The organism is Winogradskyella eximia, assembly GCF_003386165.1.
GTDB classification, from domain to species: Bacteria; Bacteroidota; Bacteroidia; order Flavobacteriales; family Flavobacteriaceae; genus Winogradskyella; species Winogradskyella eximia.
Map to the genome: position 1 here is coordinate 206,765 of NZ_QRDV01000007.1, position 16,114 is coordinate 222,878.

Below are 16,114 nucleotides of genomic sequence, written 5' to 3' on the forward strand. Positions count from 1 at the left end.
ATTTTAAATTTTATTTCGTTGAAATTTGAATTATCATTTTTATTGTTAATTCTGAATATTCTAAAATAAATACAACTCATCCACAAGAATTTACAATTCAGGAATTGATATTATTTTTATTTAAAGGTTTATTAGATATTTGAATCATCAATAAAAACGAACAGTATTTCACACTAACCATTAAAACAATTTAACCATGAAAACTTTATTCTTAACATTCGCACTCGTATTAACTTCACTATTTAGCTTTTCTCAAGACTCTGGTGTTACACTTACATTAACAATAGATAATGTAATAAGCGACAAAGGCAATGTGAAAATGGCATTACACACGGTTGATACATTTATGAAAGGAAAAGGTCTAGAAAATGGTCAATCTGAAATAAAAGATGGAAAAGTTACCATCACTTTTGAAAACGTTAAACCAGGTGACTACGCTGTAATCGCTTTCCATGACGAAAATGAAAACAATAAAATGGATTTTAGAGATAATGGGATGCCATTAGAATCTTACGGAATGTCTAATAACGTTATGTCTTTTGGACCACCTCAATACGAAGATGCTAAGTTTACTATTGCAGATAAAGACTTAGAATTAAACATTCGTTTCTAAAAAGAATCAGCATCAATCAAATTATAAAATCAGAACGCCATTAAGAAATTAATGGCTTTTTTTATACCAATCTATTATTACCAATACACCCGAAACATTAAATTAGGCGTAATACCTAAAGCATACTTCTCAATTAATTTTATAGGATCATTTAAGCTATTGTTTCCAGTATACTCGCGACTAATTAAGTTTTTCCTATTATAAATATTTCTGACTGAAAATCCTACTTTACCTTTTAGCTTATTTTGCTCGGAGAATTTAAAGCTATAAGTTGAAGAAAAATCTAAACGATGGTAATTTGGCAATTCACCAGTATTTATACCTTCATTAAAGACCAACCCATCACCATCTTGTTGTGATATGGTATAAGGTTTTCCTGTTTGCCATTTCCAACCTAATGCCAATTGAAACCCGTTAAGTTTATAACTAACTGCAGAAGATACAGCATGTGTAACATTAGATTTTGAAGTAAAATCCCTGTCATCATTTAAATTATCAAAGTTACTTTTAGAACGATTAAACGAATAGCTTAACCAAGAAGTAAACCCATTAAATCGTTTTTTCACAAAAGCATCAACACCAAAAACACGTTGTTTCCCAATATTAAAATTATTACTTTCTGGGTTTAAGAATCCTAATGATAATGCTGTAATATTTTTAAGTTTTTTAAAATAAGCATCAACATCAATACTAAAACCTTGCTTATTATATATAAAGCCTGATGAAACTTGCTGACTGTTAATAATAGGAAACGCACTACCATCTGCGAGTCTCCAAACTCTGTTTTCTAAAGATAAATCACTAAGAATAGTTTCATCTATTTCGCTAATAATCTGATTTTTGATTTCTACTGTAGCTTGAAACTTTAAGTTTTTAACTATTGATTTAAACACTTGTAATCTGGGCTCTAACCTTACAGCATCTAATTCCTCAAAGTAACTCGCACGCAAACCAACAGACACATCAATAAGCTCTAGATTACTGTAATCATAACTACCAAATGAACTATGCGTTTGTACTATGTTATCTTCAGTATCTAAAACAAATACCAAATTTGTAGTATTTAAAAACGCATAAGCAACATCTTTTAATGTGTACTGATAACCAAAGGTGACATTGCTATTCTCTGAAACATTAATACGTAATTCAGAGGAAATACCCGAGTCATAAATTGTATTTCGTTTTTCAAAATCTGAAGTTTGTTCGTTGTTTTCTTTAGTGATGAAATTATAATTCAATTTATAATCTGAAAAAAATGCTGTTGTCGTTTGCGATATTTTCTTGCTCCAATCAATACTCCAACCCAAACCATAACCCGTATTTGTCGTCATTAACCTATCAGTATAAGACGTATTATTTTCTGAATCGTTTACGCTGTAATCTAATTGATTTTCAATTGAAATTACGCTCGCATATAACCGATTCTTTTTATTAGGCTTGTAATTTAGTTTGACGTTATAATCTGAAAATAAAAAATCATTATTACCGTTTTCAATATCTTTAATTTTAGTGCTTTCAAAAACCTTATCCGCTAATTGATTGAAAGTAACTGTTTCAAAAACATCCATATAACTTCTTCTATAAGACGCTTGAATATTTAATTTATCTTTTATAATTGGAATATCTAAAAGTGCATCTGCAGAAATACCATTAAAGCCTAATTCAGCTGTTGTTTCATTAGAAATATCAGTACGTGATGAGACATCAATCACACTAGATAAACGCTCTCCATAACGCGCATGAGCACCTTTATTAATAAATTTAATTTCTGAAGTAACATTTGGATTTAAAGGTGAAATCATACCAAAAAGATGACCTTTATGGTAAATAGTAATTCCATCCCAAATTAATCTATTTTGGTCGGAAGCACCACCACGAACAAAAAAACTCGTGGCTGTTTCATTAGGACTTAAAACACCTGGCAATAATTGTATACTTTCTAAAACATCTGGTTCTGTAAGACCTGGTAAAATACCAAGTTTTACGGGTTGTATATTATAAGAACCATCGCTGTTTTTTTTAATTCCTTTGGTTAAATAACTACGAATTACCACTTTATCTAAAGCATTAAAATCAACGTCTTTTTCTGAATTTTGGTTAATAATAACGTAGCGATTATTCAACACTTTATAATTTAAATATGTAACATCTTTAATAGCTGCTAACACCTCTAAAAGAGTTCTTTTTTCTCGCTTAATAGTAATACGGTTTTTACTTAAATCCTCATCTTTATATGAAAACAAGACATTGTATTTATCTTCAATTTTAGTGAATGCATCTCTAATATCTTCGTCTGTAAATTGAATGTAAAAAGCCTCTTCTTGAGAAAAGGCTAGTAATGGGAGTAACATTAAAACAAAGAAATAGATTAACCTCATCTTTAGTATCTAAGTTTAATGTTACGTTTCTCTTTTTCAGAAAATTTTATGTCCATAGTTTCAAAAACCGTTTTTAAAGCGACATTTAAATTATTATGAGGAAAGCTACCTGAAAACAATACTGATCCATCGATAGACTCTGTATTAAAGGTAATATTGTACTGCTCTTCTAGTGCGGAAATAACATACTTAATAGGTACACTTTTAAAAGTACTTTCTCCAGTTATCCAAGTTGGTTGTATAAGTTGTGTTACAGAATTCTCCGAAGGAAAACCATTAATTTTTCTAACACTATTAGTTGGTAATAAGAGGTGCTCTGAAGCATTAGTCTTAACGCTAACTTTCCCCTCATAACAAACCACATCAAAAAAATCACTTGTAGAGTTTACATTAAATTGTGTTCCTAAAACAGATACTGAACCATTGGCTGTTTTAACCGTAAATGTATTTCCTTTTTGCACTTTAAAATAAGCCTCACCTTCTAAGATTAATTCTCTATTCGTTGTCCAGTCACTCTTATCATAAGTTATTTTAGATTTAGAATTAAGAATTACTTCCGAACCATCTAAAAGTGCAATAGTTTTGTTTTCACCAAAACCAGTTTCAATTATTACATTATCATTTCCAAATAAAGAAAACAATCCAAAGAGCAAAATAAGAGAAGCAGCAATACCAATGGTCCAAGTTTTATATAATGATCGGACTTTTGGTTGCTTAGTAGAAATACGTTTTTGAATCTTATCATAACTCAAATTAATTGGAGCATCCAATTGTTCAGCTACTTCAATTCCTTTTTTTAGTTTTTTATAAGCATTAAAGTCGTCATCACTTACTAAGTTTTTCAACTCCATATCTGAGCGCTCACCTTCTAGCCATTGTGCTAAAAACGTATCTTTATCTATATTTGATTTTTGACTTTCCATTTTCTTCTATTACTAAGACAACATACATTTTAAAAACCCTACTTAGATTTAAAATTAAACTTTTCCTATTTCTGTTCGCATTACAACTAAAGCCTGATGCATTCGCTTTTCAACAGCTTTTACGGAGATATTCAGCATGTCTGCGATGTCTTTATATTTTTTCTTTTCAATTCTATTTAATAAGAATACTTCACGCTGTTTCTCTGGTAATGATGCAATGGTTTTTTCGAGTTTTTCCATAAACTCTTTTTCGAGCATAATAAATTCTGGAGATTCATTGGTATCATGCTTTTTATGATTCTCGTTATATTTATGCACTACTTTCTGATGTTTCTTTTCGTTTATAAACATGTTGTTTGCTATGCTATAGAGATAGCTTTTTACTTTATCATAATCTACATTACTGCAATTATCCCAAAGCTTAACAAAAACATCTTGCAATATATCTTCTGCAGCTTCAACATCTTGTGTTTTAAAAAACAAAAAACGTCTAATTGCCTTTGCGTAAGTATTGTATATAAACTCAAAGGTTTTAGAATGACAAATATTACGGCTATTTTTAGACATTGAATAAATTTATTTTCGCATTCAAAACTATGAAAAAAATAGTTTGAGAAAAAAGTAGGGTTTTTAAAACGTGTGTTGTCTTAAAGTAGATTAACCTCGATAATTTAATTTTAACCTTTTTAATTTCAACAAAATGAAAACATTAAAACTAACCTTATTTAGTCTCATGATGGCACTTATGGTGATAACCTCATGTACTAACAACGAATCGGTAATTGAGGAACAACAACACACAGAAGAAAGTGGATCTATCACCAATGCACTCTTACAACTAAGAACTCAATTTGATGATAGCGGAAATGTAACACAACCCAACAATCCAGCAGGAAACATTGTTTTAGATTTTTGTTTCGATTTTGTGTACCCATTAAACTTAGCTTATAACAACGGAACAACGGTTACAGTTGCAGACTTAGAAGGTTTAATAGACATCATGTTAAATTCTACTGAAGATTTATTTATTAATGGCATTGCTTTTCCGTTTAATGTTGAAACCTATAGTGATAGTACAAATGCTATTGAAATTGTTACAATTAATAACGAAAATGAATTTATTGCATTATTAGAAAGTTGCGACTTTAATGTGGCTGAACCTTGCGAATGCTACGAAGTGTACGATCCTGTATGTGTAGAAATATCTGATCCTAGTGGTGCTATATTTACAGTAACTTATCCTAATGCATGTTATGCTGCTTGTGATGGATTTACAGAAGAGGACTTCTTAGATACCTGTGAAGAAGATTATAATCCAATTGGTAGTGACTGTTTTACTTTAAACTATCCTATATCAATTGTTTTAGATAACAATACAACTGTTGTTGTTAATTCTGATGAAGAATTAGGAACAGCGCTTTACGATATGTATCATTTTGAATTTGTGTATCCACTTACTGTAACATTAGAAAATGGAGATACAGTAGAAGTTAATAACTCAGATGACATGGATGCATTAATTACTAGCTGTTATGGCTGTCCTTGTCCTGCAAATGTTGATCCTGTTTGTGTGGAAATTGAACAACCAGATGGTAGTATCATAACATTTGTATATAATAATGCTTGTCTCGCATTCTGCGATGGTTATACAGAATTTGACCTTGTATATTGTAATTCTAGTAATGATCTTTGTTTACCAACAGCCATATCTGATGCCTTAGAAGGTTTTACAGAATGGACAATTAACAGTTACAATGGTTCTCAAGATTTAAACATTTATGAAATCACGTTTAATTCTAATGGAACTTTACAATGGATGTCTAGTGGATCTACTTTTTCTGGAACATGGTCTGTGGAAGAGAATCCAACATCTGGCAACATGCTTTCAATGAGCTTCTCTGGCCCAGATTTACAACAAGCAACTGGAGTATGGAGAATAGCAGACTGTGACCTTCCTTGCTCAATAACTCTTCAGTCTAATAATGGAGACGAAATGATTGTGAGTCGTGAATGTGATTAATAGCTATTTTTGTTAAAAAAAATCCCCTCAGTAATATTACTGAGGGGATTTTGCTTTTATTCTATCTTGATTATACAGTTTCACCCAACCACGCTTTCATCATCCAAACCGTTTTTTCTTGTTCAGTAATAAAATCGCTCATCATAGAATTTGTTCCTTCATCATTTGCATCACCTGCAGTTTCTAAAATAGAACGTTCCATTTTTAATAATTCACCTATAGATTCTACAATAAGCTCTACAGCTTTTTCATCTTTAGAAATGTTTTTACCTACTGGTACTTTCGCTGCTTTGGTATAATCTTCAAATGTATGTAATGGTGTAGCACCAAGTGTTAAAATACGTTCAGCTATCTCATCTACTTTTAAATTGGCATCTGTATATAATTCTTCAAACTTAACATGTAAATTAAAGAAGGCATGTCCTTTAATGTTCCAATGTATTCCTCTTAAATTCTGATAATACAATTGAAAATTTGCCAATAATACGTTTAAATCATCTGCTAACTCTTTTGTTTTCTTGGTATCTAAACCTATGCTATTTAATGTCATGATATATTGTTTTTTGTTTAATCAAATTTACGACTGAAATAAGTATAATTTAGCATAGTTTTTATGAATAGTTTTAATACTTTTATAGCCAAAATTAATAGTTATGACCATTACACAACTTAAATATGCTTTAGCCATAGCAGAACATAAAAATTTTACAAAAGCCGCAGAAAAATGCTTTGTAACACAACCAACACTGAGTACTCAAATTCAGAAATTAGAAGACGAATTAGATATAATTATATTTGATAGAAGTAAAAAACCTATTGAATTAACCGACGTTGGACGAAAAATTGTTTTTCAGGCTAGAAATATTGTAAATGAAGCTGATCGTATTCAAGATATTGTAGATCAGCAAAAAGGTTTTATAGGAGGTGAGTTTAGATTAGGTATTATTCCAACTGTGATGCCTACACTTTTACCAATGTTTCTAAAGAATTTTATTAAAAAATACCCAAAGGTTAAACTAAAGATTGAAGAATTAACTACTGAAGAAATATTAGCTCGCCTTAGTGATGGTCATTTAGATGCAGCTATTGCAGCCACTCCTTTAGAAAGTGACAACATAAAAGAACGTGTATTGTACTATGAGCCTTTTGTCGCTTATATTCCACCAAACCACCGTTTAAAAGACAAAAAAATCATTGAAGTTTCTGATTTAAATATTGATGATATGTTGCTTCTAGAAGATGGTCATTGTTTTAGAGATGGTGTTATCAATCTTTGTAAAACATTTAAAGACCAAATAGATGAAAATTTTCAATTAGAAAGTGGTAGCATTGAAACCTTAATAAAATTATCTAATGAAGGTTTGGGTATGACACTCCTACCTTATCTGCACACTTTAGATGTAAAAGACAATTTAAGCTCAAATTTAAGACACTTTAAAGAACCCTCTCCTGCAAGGGAAGTGAGTATTATATATCATAAGAGTGAATTAAAAATGCAAATTATTAATGCTTTACATGATGTTATTTCAGGTATCATTCGTGGAGCAATTGCATTTCAAAATGTAGAAATTATTAGTCCTAAGGCTAAGTAATAAAATATTAAAACTAAAAAAGCGTCCCAAGGATATTGGGACGCTTTTTTTATGCTTTTAAATAAATTAAGCACTGATTCAATTCTGGGTTTTGATTGATTAGGGACTGAATATATATTCTGAGTTCTTCAAGTTCGTGAGGCAGTAATCGTCTTACTGCTTTTTGTACTTCCTTACAGAATAATGTCGCATCAAAACTCACTTTGTTGAGGACAGTTTTAGTGTACTCGTACATTGCTCGCGCCATAGGTTTTTTTGGTTTTAGGTTTAAAAAAAGTAGATTTTCTCTATAGGCTATTGTTTCAATTCAGTTTAAAGGTAATAAAAAAATTGAATTCAAATTTATTAAATACAAAGTTTAACAGCTTATTATGTTAAAAATTTGAGATTATTTGATAAAAACAATAGATTTTTTAAGAAAAATACGTCTGTCTAATTTTATCATTTTAAAACCGATTATCACCATCTAATAAATCACCAATACCTCCTAAAATACTACCTTCACCTCTATCTTTCCCGCCACTTCTTGGTGCAGATGCCAATACACGACCAGCTAATCTACTAAACGGTAAAGATTGAATATAAACTTTACCTGGACCTTGTAGTCTTGCAAAAAATAATCCTTCACCCCCAAAAATAGAATTCTTAATACCCTTTACAAATTCAATATCATAATCAATGCCTTGTGTAAAACCAACAATACAACCTGTATCTACACGCAAAATTTCTCCTGCTGCTAATGTTTTTTCTGCCATGGTACCACCTGCATGTACAAATGCCATTCCGTCTCCTTCTAATTTTTGCATTATAAAACCTTCACCACCAAATAATCCACGACCTAATTTCTTAGAAAACTCAATACCTATACTCACGCCTTTTGCGGCACAAAGAAAAGCATCTTTTTGGCAAATAAACTTTCCTCCAAACTCAGTTAAGTCAATAGGAATAATTTTTCCTGGATAAGGTGATGCAAAAGAAACATTACGCTTACCTGTATAATCATTGTAAAAAGCGGTCATAAATAAGCTTTCTCCGGTAAGTATTCGTTTTCCTGCTCCAAGAATTTTACCTAAAAAGCCTGTGTCTTTTTGAGAACCATCGCCAAAAATGGTATCCATTTTAATACCATCATCCATCATCATAAAACTTCCAGATTCTGCAATTACACCTTCTTGTGGATCGAGTTCTACCTCTACATATTGCATTTCCTCTCCGTATATACGGTAATCTATTTCGTGCGCTTCTCTGTTACTGTAATTAGGTAATTGTTCCATGATATTATTATTTATGTTTTAAGATTGATTCTTATATATGTTGCAATTTTTCGAGCTTTGTTACAATAAATATTAAATTCAATTAAAGCCAATGCTTCATAATAACAATAAACACACTACGCTTTAACTTTTAATGTCCATTCAAAATTAAAAGACGACACTTCCACACCATCAGCATTAACTCCATTGGCATTTAACCAAACTGTTTGTCCTTCTCCTGTTTCAATAGTTTGTTTTATGGCCTCATCTATTTTATTGCCTTCTTTGCAAGTAAATGTTATTCTACCAGTTGCCTTTTTAGTAAACGAAGCATTATTGGATGCCACTAACATCGATATTTTTTTTCCGCTTTCCTTAATCTTTTTCATCACTAAAGCTCCTGTTGTTAACTCAGCTGCCATACCTTGTACTGCCCAGAACATAGATTTAAAAGGATTTTGATTTACCCAACGATGTTTTACAGAAACAACACATGTTGTATCGTCTAAGTGTTTAGTTCTTACCCCTGTAAAATAGGCTGCAGGTAGCTTAAACATTAGGTATGTATTGAGTTTTGATGGCGAAATATTCATATTATAATTTAAAATTTTCACTAAAATAATTCAAAAAAACCAACTTCACTAATGTTAAGAAAATGTTAATTTTTAGTACTATGCGTAACATAATACCTTTTTAAAGACATATATTTGTATAAGCAACTATTATATACTTTTAATTATGTTAGATAATCATCATAGAAATTTAGCCACATTTATTCATCTATCTACCTTTTCGAGGTTTGTTATTCCTTTTGGTAATTTTATTGGACCTATAGTATTATGGGCAGCTAATAAAAATAAATCAGAATTTATAGATCAGCATGGTAAACAAGCTATCAATTTTCAGATTAGTGTTTTACTATATGCCATTATTATAGGCACTATTAGTGTACCGTTTTTCATTTTTAAAGTGTTTAGCAATATGAATGTCTTAGATTTTAATGGGTTTAATAGTTTTCATATTAACATTGGCGAACCTTCTCCCCTACTATATATTGGTGGCGGTTTAGGCGCATTAGCCATTATTGCCTTTATAATAGAATTAGCACTTATTGTTAAAGCGAGTTTATCTGCTAGAGATGGACACGTATATAAATACCCTTTTACAATTAACTTTTTAAAATAATAACACGCGATTTAATCACTCGCTATTTTAATAACTATAAATCATCAATCAAAAAATGAACAGTTTAATCGAATTAAAGACGCACAATACATGAAAATAGAAAACACAAAAGCACAAATGCGTAAAGGTGTTCTAGAATATTGCATTTTATCCGTTTTAAAGGATGAAGATGCCTACGTAGCAGAAATTCTGGGCACATTAAAAGACGCAAAAATGCTTGTTGTAGAAGGAACAATATATCCACTATTAACAAGATTAAAAAATGCAGGTTTGCTCAACTATCGTTGGGAAGAATCAACCTCTGGACCACCAAGAAAATATTATGGACTCACAGAAACAGGAAAATTGTTTCTTAATGAATTAAATACCACTTGGAGTGAATTACAAAATGCCGTTAACCTAGTAACCAATACAAAAACACCAAAAAAATGAATAAAACAGTCAATATAAATTTAGCAGGTATATTCTTCCATATAGATGAAGATGCATACCTAAAATTATCGCGCTATCTTGAGGCTATAAAACGTTCATTTACAGATTCTCAAGGTCAATCAGAAATCATTTCAGACATTGAAGCACGCATTGCCGAACTGTTTTCTGAACGTATACAGAACGAAAAACAAGTTGTTGGTATTAGATTAGTGGACGAAGTGATTGCTATAATGGGACAACCAGAAGATTATCTTGTAGATGATGAAATCTTTGAGGATGAACCAAAACAACAGTACAGGCAAAGATCCACCTCCTCGAGACGTTTATACAGAGATACTGATAACTCTTACATTGGTGGTGTAGCTGCTGGTTTGGGTCATTATTTTGGCATTGACGCTTTATGGATAAGACTTATTTGGGTGATACTTTTCTTTAGTGCTGGTACAGGTGTATTATTATACATTTTACTTTGGGCATTAATACCTGAAGCAAAAACTACAGCTGAAAAAATAACTATGACTGGTGATCCTGTAAACATCAGTAACATTGAAAAAAAAATTAAAGACGGCATTGATACGGTTTCCGAAACTGTAAAAAATGTAGATTTAAAAAAACATGGTGAGAAATTAAAAGAAGGTTTTGATCATGTTTCAGATAATATCTCTGAAACGGTTAAAAGTGTCGATTTTCAAAAGCAAAGTAGTAAGCTAAAATCGAGTTCACAGTCCTTTTTTGAAACCATTGGTAGTATTATAATGTTCTTTTTAAAAATAGTATCAAAATTTATTGGTATTCTTTTAATCATTATTGGTATCAGTACAATCATAGGATTAATTGTAGCCTTTTTTACCGTTGGAGTTACTAATGCCATTCATTTCCCTGGTATGGATTTTATCAATGCATCTAATGCTGCTAATATTCCTATCTGGTTAATGTCGTTATTATTATTCTTCGCTATCGGAATTCCATTTTTCTTTGTCTTTTATTTAGGCTTAAAGATTTTAGTAAACAACTTAAAGTCTATAGGAAATATTGCAAAATTTGCATTACTAGGTCTTTGGATTGTTTCAATTATTGGACTTATTATTACAGGAATTAGACAAGCTACAGAACAAGCATATGATGCCAATTTCACTAAAGTTGAAGAAACTTTAAATATTGCTTCAGGTGATACTCTGAAAATTAAAATGGTCGGTCACGATGAATATAACAAACATTTATATAGTGACAATAATGGCTATAGAATTAGCACAACTGATGATGGCAACAATATTATATCAACAACAGATATAAGACTTACAGTAAAATCTACTACAGATTCTTTAGCCAGCATAAAAATTATTGCTTTAGCAAGAGGCAGTAGTTATGAATTAGCTAGAGAACGTGCTCATGAGATTAAATACAATTATTCTAAAGTAAATAACGAACTAAAATTAGATTCATATTTAATTACACATGCTTCAAATAAATTTAGCGATCAACATATTGAGGTCGTATTGTATCTACCTGAAGGCACCATTTTTATTGCCAACAGCAATACACAAAATTTTCGTCGCTATTACAACTCTTCAAATGAAATTCTTAAACGAGGAATGGAAGACCATTTTCTAAAAGTAATAGAAGATGATGTTGAGTGTTTAGATTGTGAGCCAGAACCAGAACCAGAAACTAAAGTTGAAGCTTCTGTTTTTGAATCTGAAGAATCAAAAATTCAAGAATCAATTATTAAAGAGTCAGATTTAAAAGAGTCAGAAATTAATTATGAAATTACAGAAGAAGATGGTGTGAATATTGACAATTGACACTTTAAATATTACAACTCATCCTATTATAATTTATAACTAAGCCTAATCAACTTAAATTTAAAAAAAACATTTCATCAATCAAAAAACCAACAGAAATCATGAGCACATTATCAAGAATTATCGTCGTGAGTATTATTAGCTTACTAATGCTATCCTGTAATTTTTCTATGAATTTAGGAAAAGGCATTGATGGTAACGGAGAAGTCATAAGTGTAGATAGAACTATTTCTAAAGACTTCAATGAAATTAAGGTTAGCCAAGGTCTGGACCTTTACATTACACAATCTAATGAGGTATCATTATCCATTGAAGCAGATGCAAATCTTCATGATATAATAATGACTGAAGTAGAAAATGGTATATTAAGAATTTATGCTACTGAAAACATTAGACGTGCTTCTTCAAAAAAAATCATGCTAAGTTTTGAAACTATTTCATCAATAAAAGCAACAAGCGGAAGCGATGTGTATTCAACAAACACTATTGAAGTAGCAGATTTAGAGCTAAAATGTACAAGTGGAGCAGACATAAAATTAGATGTAAAAACAGAAACTATTAGCTGTAGTTCTACAAGTGGTAGCGATATTAAGTTAATTGGATCCACTAAGTATTTTAAGGCAGCTGCCACCAGCGGAAGTGATATTAATGCCGCAGAATTACAATCGGAAACCGCTGAAGTAAATGCCACAAGCGGAGCAGATGTTTCTATAAACACCTCTAAATCATTAAATGCCAAAGCCACAAGTGGTGGAGATATTAGATATTCTGGTAACCCTGAAAAAATTAATAAATCAGACAATTCCTCAGGAAACGTGCGACAACAATAATGGTATTACAAAAAAAATAAATCGTATATTTTAAAAATAAAACATTAACAACCAACCAATTGTAAACCATCTTAAATTCTATTTAGAGTTTGGGATGGTTTTTGTATATGTTAGTTTAATAGCTTTTAATTGACCAATATTTAAATAGAAATCACTAATATTGACAATCGAAACACGTTACATAAGTATAAAACATTACAAAATAACTTATTTAATACGTTTTGAGTCCCTTAAAAGATAGTAAACCTAAGAACATGAAAAAATTATTACTAATTCTGCTTTTAATGATTATAGCTACTCCAATCATTTCAGCACAATCAGATGAAAAAATCAAAGGAGATAGAAACGTCACCATTAAACAAACTTTTATAGATAACTTCCACTCTATTATTATTGATGGCGATTTTTCAATTGAAGCTGTTTACAATAGTAAACCTTCGGTTAGCATAGAAGCTGACAGCAATTTGCACGACGTTATTCAATTCAAAGTTGTAGATGGTGTACTTACATTTGTAGAAACAGTTAAAATTTCTTCTAAAAAGAAGTTAAATATTACCGTTAATTATGGAGAAGGACTACATACTATAGAAACTAGAGGTGATAGTGAAATTAGATCGTTAACCTCAATGGAATTAGTTGATGTTACATTAATTACTGCCGATAACTCTAGAGCATATTTAAATATTAATGCTAAAAAGTTTGATTATAAAAGCTCAGGGAAATCTAAAACCAGATTAAACCTTAATGCAGAAAACACCAAAATTGAACTAAGTGATAACAGCAAGCTAGATGCTTTAATTAATAGTAAAATTGCAAATTTCGATTTATATCTTCGCTCCGATGCTGTAATAGAAGGTTCCGCAAATAGTTCGGTATTTAGATTAGATAATTCAACGAATTTTAATGGAGCTAAATTTGACGTTAAAACAGTTGATGCAACTCTTGAAGACACAAGCGATTTAACTATTTCAGCTACAGAAAGTATTACCATAGCAGCTTCTGGTGATAGTGAAATTTACCTTTTTGGAAATCCAGCAATAACGATTACGAAGTTTGAAGATACTGCCAAATTACAGAAGAAAAAGCGTTAATAAAGTTTACGCTTAATTTATACGTAATAAAAAGCCGAAGTAATTATACTTCGGCTTTTTTTAATAATCAAATATTTATCGACTAGTTATATGTTGAAGTCGCTACTTCAAAATCAGAATCTTTAGCGGCTAAATAACGCTCTGCATCTAACGCTGCCATACAACCTGTACCTGCAGCTGTAATAGCCTGTCTATATACATGGTCTGCCGCATCACCACTCACAAATACACCTTCTACATTGGTTTTACTTGTTCCTGGTACTGCGTTAATGATGTAACCTGTTTCGTCTAAATCTAAAATACCTTTAAAAATATCCGTATTTGGTTTATGACCAATGGCAACAAAGAAACCTGTTGCTTCAATATCATGCTTTTCTTTAGTTTTGTTGTTAAAAACTCTAACTCCATTAACTACTTGTCCATCACCTAAAACCTCATCAGTTTCTGTGTTGAATAAGATTTCAATATTCTCGGTGTTTTTTACACGATTGACCATGATTTTAGAAGCTCTAAACTCATCACGTCTTACCAACATCGTCACTTTTTTACAAAGTTTAGATAAGTAATGTGCCTCTTCGCAAGCTGAATCACCTGCACCAACAATTACAACTTCTTGATTTCTATAAAAGAAACCATCACATACTGCACATGCCGAAACTCCACCTCCTAATTTCAAATATTTTTGTTCAGATGGCAAGTTTAAGTACTTCGCAGAAGCACCTGTAGAAATAATAACAGTATCTGCATGAATCTCTTTTTCTTCATTAATCCAAGCTTTATGGATATCACCAGAAAAATCAACCTTACTAACCCAACCATGACGCACATCTGTTCCAAAACGTTCTGCTTGTTTTTGTAACTGCATCATCATTTCCGGACCTGTTATTCCTTCAGGATAACCAGGAAAATTCTCAACTTCATTTGTTGTAGTTAACTGACCACCTGGCTGCTCTCCTTGATATAAAACAGGTGCCATATTAGCTCTAGCCGCGTAAACTGCAGCTGTGTAACCTGCTGGACCAGAACCTATAATTAAACACTTTACTTTTTCAATTTTATCAGACATAATTTGTGTTTTAATTCTTAAAAATTCATCTACACTTCTTCACTAAAAAAAGTATAAATAGTATCTAACAAAAGTAGGTTTTTTGAGCAAAACCTTACATAGAAGTTATTAACAGTAACTATTACAGCATAAATGTTTTAAATAGTGACACATTCTACATATAATTTCGTAATTTAAAGCAGTTTAATCGCTAAATCCTAGAAATTATGTCATTCAGAATCCTAATTTTAACACTTACGTTTGTGTTCATATCTTCATGCAAAGATCAACCTAACGAGATTACAGAAATTATTGAAGTTGAAGAAATTCCGAACGTTAATTCAAAAAGCCTTAACGGTACTTGGGAATTAGTTAGTTTTTATAATTACAAAGATAATGTGGTGGTTGATTCCTTTGACACATCTTCAAACTCTAGACAATTAAAAATGTATACGGACTCTAAAGTGATGTGGTGCAAACATAAGCCAGCAGATTCTTCAGAATGGTTTGGTTATGGCACATACAATTTCAAAGACAATACACTTACTGAAGTCTTAGATTTTGGTTCTGCCGTTATGGATAATGTTATTTCTGAAAAAAAACAATTTAAATTTGAATTACAATTACAACCAAACCAGTTTCAACAAATTGAATTAGATGACGATGGTAACCGCATTTACTCTGAAAACTATAAACGCATAGAATAGGAATAAAAACAGCCTCAAGAAAGTAATTCCTTGAGGCTATTTTTATTTAATTATTTTAACTTATTATTTCTTCACTAATCCTTTTAATAAAGACAGTAAAAAGAGTACTATAAATATAAAGAAAATGATTTTAGCGATTCCTGCTGCAGCACCTGCAATTCCTCCGAATCCAAGTATGGCTGCTATGATTGCTATTATAACGAATGTGATTGTCCAACGTAACATAATGTTTAAATTTTAATG

The 16,114-nt window shown here is 31.1% G+C and carries 18 protein-coding genes; 9 read left to right on the top strand and 9 right to left on the bottom strand.

All coding sequences use genetic code 11. From position 1 onward, the window contains the following. Positions 1-196: 196 nt before the first annotated feature. Positions 197-613, top strand: coding sequence for a DUF2141 domain-containing protein (locus tag DFQ10_RS14655; protein WP_115818183.1), 417 nt, complete (start codon positions 197-199; stop codon positions 611-613). 77 nt (positions 614-690) lie between these two features. Here DFQ10_RS14655 and DFQ10_RS14660 read toward each other — a convergent pair whose 3' ends face one another. Genes DFQ10_RS14660 through DFQ10_RS14670 form a run of 3 tightly spaced genes read right to left on the bottom strand, consistent with a single transcriptional unit; the run spans position 691 to position 4,481 of the window. Beyond that, the gene (locus tag DFQ10_RS14660) at positions 691-2,991 is read right to left on the bottom strand and encodes a TonB-dependent receptor domain-containing protein (protein WP_115818184.1); all 2,301 of its coding nucleotides are present in this window, start codon (positions 2,989-2,991) and stop codon (positions 691-693) included. 2 nt (positions 2,992-2,993) lie between these two features. Further along, positions 2,994-3,914 (bottom strand): FecR family protein, encoded by a 921-nt coding sequence (locus tag DFQ10_RS14665; protein WP_115818185.1) that lies wholly within the window; start codon positions 3,912-3,914, stop codon positions 2,994-2,996. A 54-nt stretch (positions 3,915-3,968) separates the two neighbouring features. After that, positions 3,969-4,481: an RNA polymerase sigma factor gene (locus tag DFQ10_RS14670; protein WP_115818186.1), complete on the bottom strand. Its 513-nt coding sequence runs from the start codon at positions 4,479-4,481 to the stop codon at positions 3,969-3,971. A gap of 133 nt (positions 4,482-4,614) precedes the next feature. Between DFQ10_RS14670 and DFQ10_RS14675 the strand changes: the two genes are divergently transcribed. Beyond that, the gene (locus DFQ10_RS14675) at positions 4,615-5,934 is read left to right on the top strand and encodes a hypothetical protein (RefSeq protein WP_115818187.1); all 1,320 of its coding nucleotides are present in this window, start codon (positions 4,615-4,617) and stop codon (positions 5,932-5,934) included. A 70-nt stretch (positions 5,935-6,004) separates the two neighbouring features. Here DFQ10_RS14675 and DFQ10_RS14680 read toward each other — a convergent pair whose 3' ends face one another. Then, positions 6,005-6,484, bottom strand: coding sequence for a Dps family protein (locus DFQ10_RS14680; RefSeq protein WP_115818188.1), 480 nt, complete (start codon positions 6,482-6,484; stop codon positions 6,005-6,007). Between the two features lie 103 nt (positions 6,485-6,587). On the opposite strand from DFQ10_RS14680, the gene DFQ10_RS14685 reads away from it, so the two are divergent. Next, complete coding sequence (locus DFQ10_RS14685) at positions 6,588-7,526, top strand: LysR substrate-binding domain-containing protein (protein ID WP_115818189.1); 939 nt, start codon at positions 6,588-6,590, stop codon at positions 7,524-7,526. A gap of 49 nt (positions 7,527-7,575) precedes the next feature. On the opposite strand, the gene DFQ10_RS14690 is transcribed toward DFQ10_RS14685, so the two are convergent. From DFQ10_RS14690 to DFQ10_RS14700, 3 genes are all read right to left on the bottom strand, one after another. Beyond that, positions 7,576-7,773: a hypothetical protein gene (locus tag DFQ10_RS14690; protein ID WP_115818190.1), complete on the bottom strand. Its 198-nt coding sequence runs from the start codon at positions 7,771-7,773 to the stop codon at positions 7,576-7,578. Positions 7,774-7,972: 199 nt separating this feature from the next. Continuing rightward, on the bottom strand, positions 7,973-8,800 hold the full coding sequence (locus DFQ10_RS14695) for a TIGR00266 family protein (protein ID WP_115818191.1): 828 nt from the start codon (positions 8,798-8,800) through the stop codon (positions 7,973-7,975). A gap of 116 nt (positions 8,801-8,916) precedes the next feature. Further along, positions 8,917-9,372, bottom strand: coding sequence for a DUF4442 domain-containing protein (locus DFQ10_RS14700; protein WP_115818192.1), 456 nt, complete (start codon positions 9,370-9,372; stop codon positions 8,917-8,919). Between the two features lie 145 nt (positions 9,373-9,517). Between DFQ10_RS14700 and DFQ10_RS14705 the strand changes: the two genes are divergently transcribed. The 5 genes from DFQ10_RS14705 to DFQ10_RS14725 all read left to right on the top strand — a co-directional run bounded on the left by DFQ10_RS14705 (position 9,518) and on the right by DFQ10_RS14725 (position 14,119). After that, positions 9,518-9,964 (top strand): DUF4870 domain-containing protein, encoded by a 447-nt coding sequence (locus DFQ10_RS14705; protein ID WP_115818193.1) that lies wholly within the window; start codon positions 9,518-9,520, stop codon positions 9,962-9,964. Positions 9,965-10,054: 90 nt separating this feature from the next. After that, a complete protein-coding gene (locus DFQ10_RS14710) occupies positions 10,055-10,396 on the top strand; it encodes a PadR family transcriptional regulator (RefSeq protein ID WP_115818194.1) in 342 nt (113 codons plus the stop codon). Then, the gene (locus tag DFQ10_RS14715; protein ID WP_115818195.1) at positions 10,393-12,198 is read left to right on the top strand and encodes a PspC domain-containing protein; all 1,806 of its coding nucleotides are present in this window, start codon (positions 10,393-10,395) and stop codon (positions 12,196-12,198) included. Before DFQ10_RS14710 ends, DFQ10_RS14715 begins: the two co-directional genes overlap by 4 nt. A 101-nt stretch (positions 12,199-12,299) precedes the next feature. Further along, positions 12,300-13,028 carry a head GIN domain-containing protein gene (locus DFQ10_RS14720; protein ID WP_115818196.1) on the top strand — a complete coding sequence of 243 codons (729 nt, stop codon included), beginning with the start codon at positions 12,300-12,302 and terminating at the stop codon, positions 13,026-13,028. Between the two features lie 254 nt (positions 13,029-13,282). Then, entirely contained in the window at positions 13,283-14,119 is an 837-nt protein-coding gene (locus DFQ10_RS14725; protein ID WP_245940729.1) for a GIN domain-containing protein, read from the top strand. Between the two features lie 82 nt (positions 14,120-14,201). Here DFQ10_RS14725 and trxB read toward each other — a convergent pair whose 3' ends face one another. Continuing rightward, the gene (trxB, locus tag DFQ10_RS14730) at positions 14,202-15,185 is read right to left on the bottom strand and encodes a thioredoxin-disulfide reductase (protein WP_115818197.1); all 984 of its coding nucleotides are present in this window, start codon (positions 15,183-15,185) and stop codon (positions 14,202-14,204) included. 206 nt (positions 15,186-15,391) lie between these two features. On the opposite strand from trxB, the gene DFQ10_RS14735 reads away from it, so the two are divergent. Beyond that, positions 15,392-15,871, top strand: a complete 480-nt coding sequence (locus DFQ10_RS14735) for a hypothetical protein (RefSeq protein ID WP_115818198.1) — start codon at positions 15,392-15,394, stop codon at positions 15,869-15,871. A 63-nt stretch (positions 15,872-15,934) separates the two neighbouring features. Here the strand turns inward: DFQ10_RS14735 and DFQ10_RS14740 are convergent, their stop codons facing one another. Continuing rightward, positions 15,935-16,096: a DUF1328 family protein gene (locus tag DFQ10_RS14740; protein WP_115818199.1), complete on the bottom strand. Its 162-nt coding sequence runs from the start codon at positions 16,094-16,096 to the stop codon at positions 15,935-15,937. Positions 16,097-16,114: the final 18 nt, after the last annotated feature.

Bases quoted from the DNA above. Each gene is read 5' to 3' on its own strand.
- DFQ10_RS14685 (WP_115818189.1), top strand. From the start codon at position 6,588: ATGACCATTACACAACTTAAATATGCTTTAGCCATAGCAGAACATAAA.
- DFQ10_RS14675 (WP_115818187.1), top strand. From the start codon at position 4,615: ATGAAAACATTAAAACTAACCTTATTTAGTCTCATGATGGCACTTATG.
- DFQ10_RS14720 (WP_115818196.1), top strand. From the start codon at position 12,300: ATGAGCACATTATCAAGAATTATCGTCGTGAGTATTATTAGCTTACTA.
- DFQ10_RS14655 (WP_115818183.1), top strand. From the start codon at position 197: ATGAAAACTTTATTCTTAACATTCGCACTCGTATTAACTTCACTATTT.
- DFQ10_RS14665 (WP_115818185.1), bottom strand. From the start codon at position 3,914: ATGGAAAGTCAAAAATCAAATATAGATAAAGATACGTTTTTAGCACAA.
- DFQ10_RS14740 (WP_115818199.1), bottom strand. From the start codon at position 16,096: ATGTTACGTTGGACAATCACATTCGTTATAATAGCAATCATAGCAGCC.
- DFQ10_RS14660 (WP_115818184.1), bottom strand. From the start codon at position 2,991: ATGAGGTTAATCTATTTCTTTGTTTTAATGTTACTCCCATTACTAGCC.
- DFQ10_RS14725 (WP_245940729.1), top strand. From the start codon at position 13,283: ATGAAAAAATTATTACTAATTCTGCTTTTAATGATTATAGCTACTCCA.
- DFQ10_RS14705 (WP_115818193.1), top strand. From the start codon at position 9,518: ATGTTAGATAATCATCATAGAAATTTAGCCACATTTATTCATCTATCT.
- trxB (WP_115818197.1), bottom strand. From the start codon at position 15,185: ATGTCTGATAAAATTGAAAAAGTAAAGTGTTTAATTATAGGTTCTGGT.
- DFQ10_RS14700 (WP_115818192.1), bottom strand. From the start codon at position 9,372: ATGAATATTTCGCCATCAAAACTCAATACATACCTAATGTTTAAGCTA.
- DFQ10_RS14735 (WP_115818198.1), top strand. From the start codon at position 15,392: ATGTCATTCAGAATCCTAATTTTAACACTTACGTTTGTGTTCATATCT.
- DFQ10_RS14715 (WP_115818195.1), top strand. From the start codon at position 10,393: ATGAATAAAACAGTCAATATAAATTTAGCAGGTATATTCTTCCATATA.
- DFQ10_RS14670 (WP_115818186.1), bottom strand. From the start codon at position 4,481: ATGTCTAAAAATAGCCGTAATATTTGTCATTCTAAAACCTTTGAGTTT.
- DFQ10_RS14680 (WP_115818188.1), bottom strand. From the start codon at position 6,484: ATGACATTAAATAGCATAGGTTTAGATACCAAGAAAACAAAAGAGTTA.
- DFQ10_RS14690 (WP_115818190.1), bottom strand. From the start codon at position 7,773: ATGGCGCGAGCAATGTACGAGTACACTAAAACTGTCCTCAACAAAGTG.
- DFQ10_RS14710 (WP_115818194.1), top strand. From the start codon at position 10,055: ATGAAAATAGAAAACACAAAAGCACAAATGCGTAAAGGTGTTCTAGAA.
- DFQ10_RS14695 (WP_115818191.1), bottom strand. From the start codon at position 8,800: ATGGAACAATTACCTAATTACAGTAACAGAGAAGCGCACGAAATAGAT.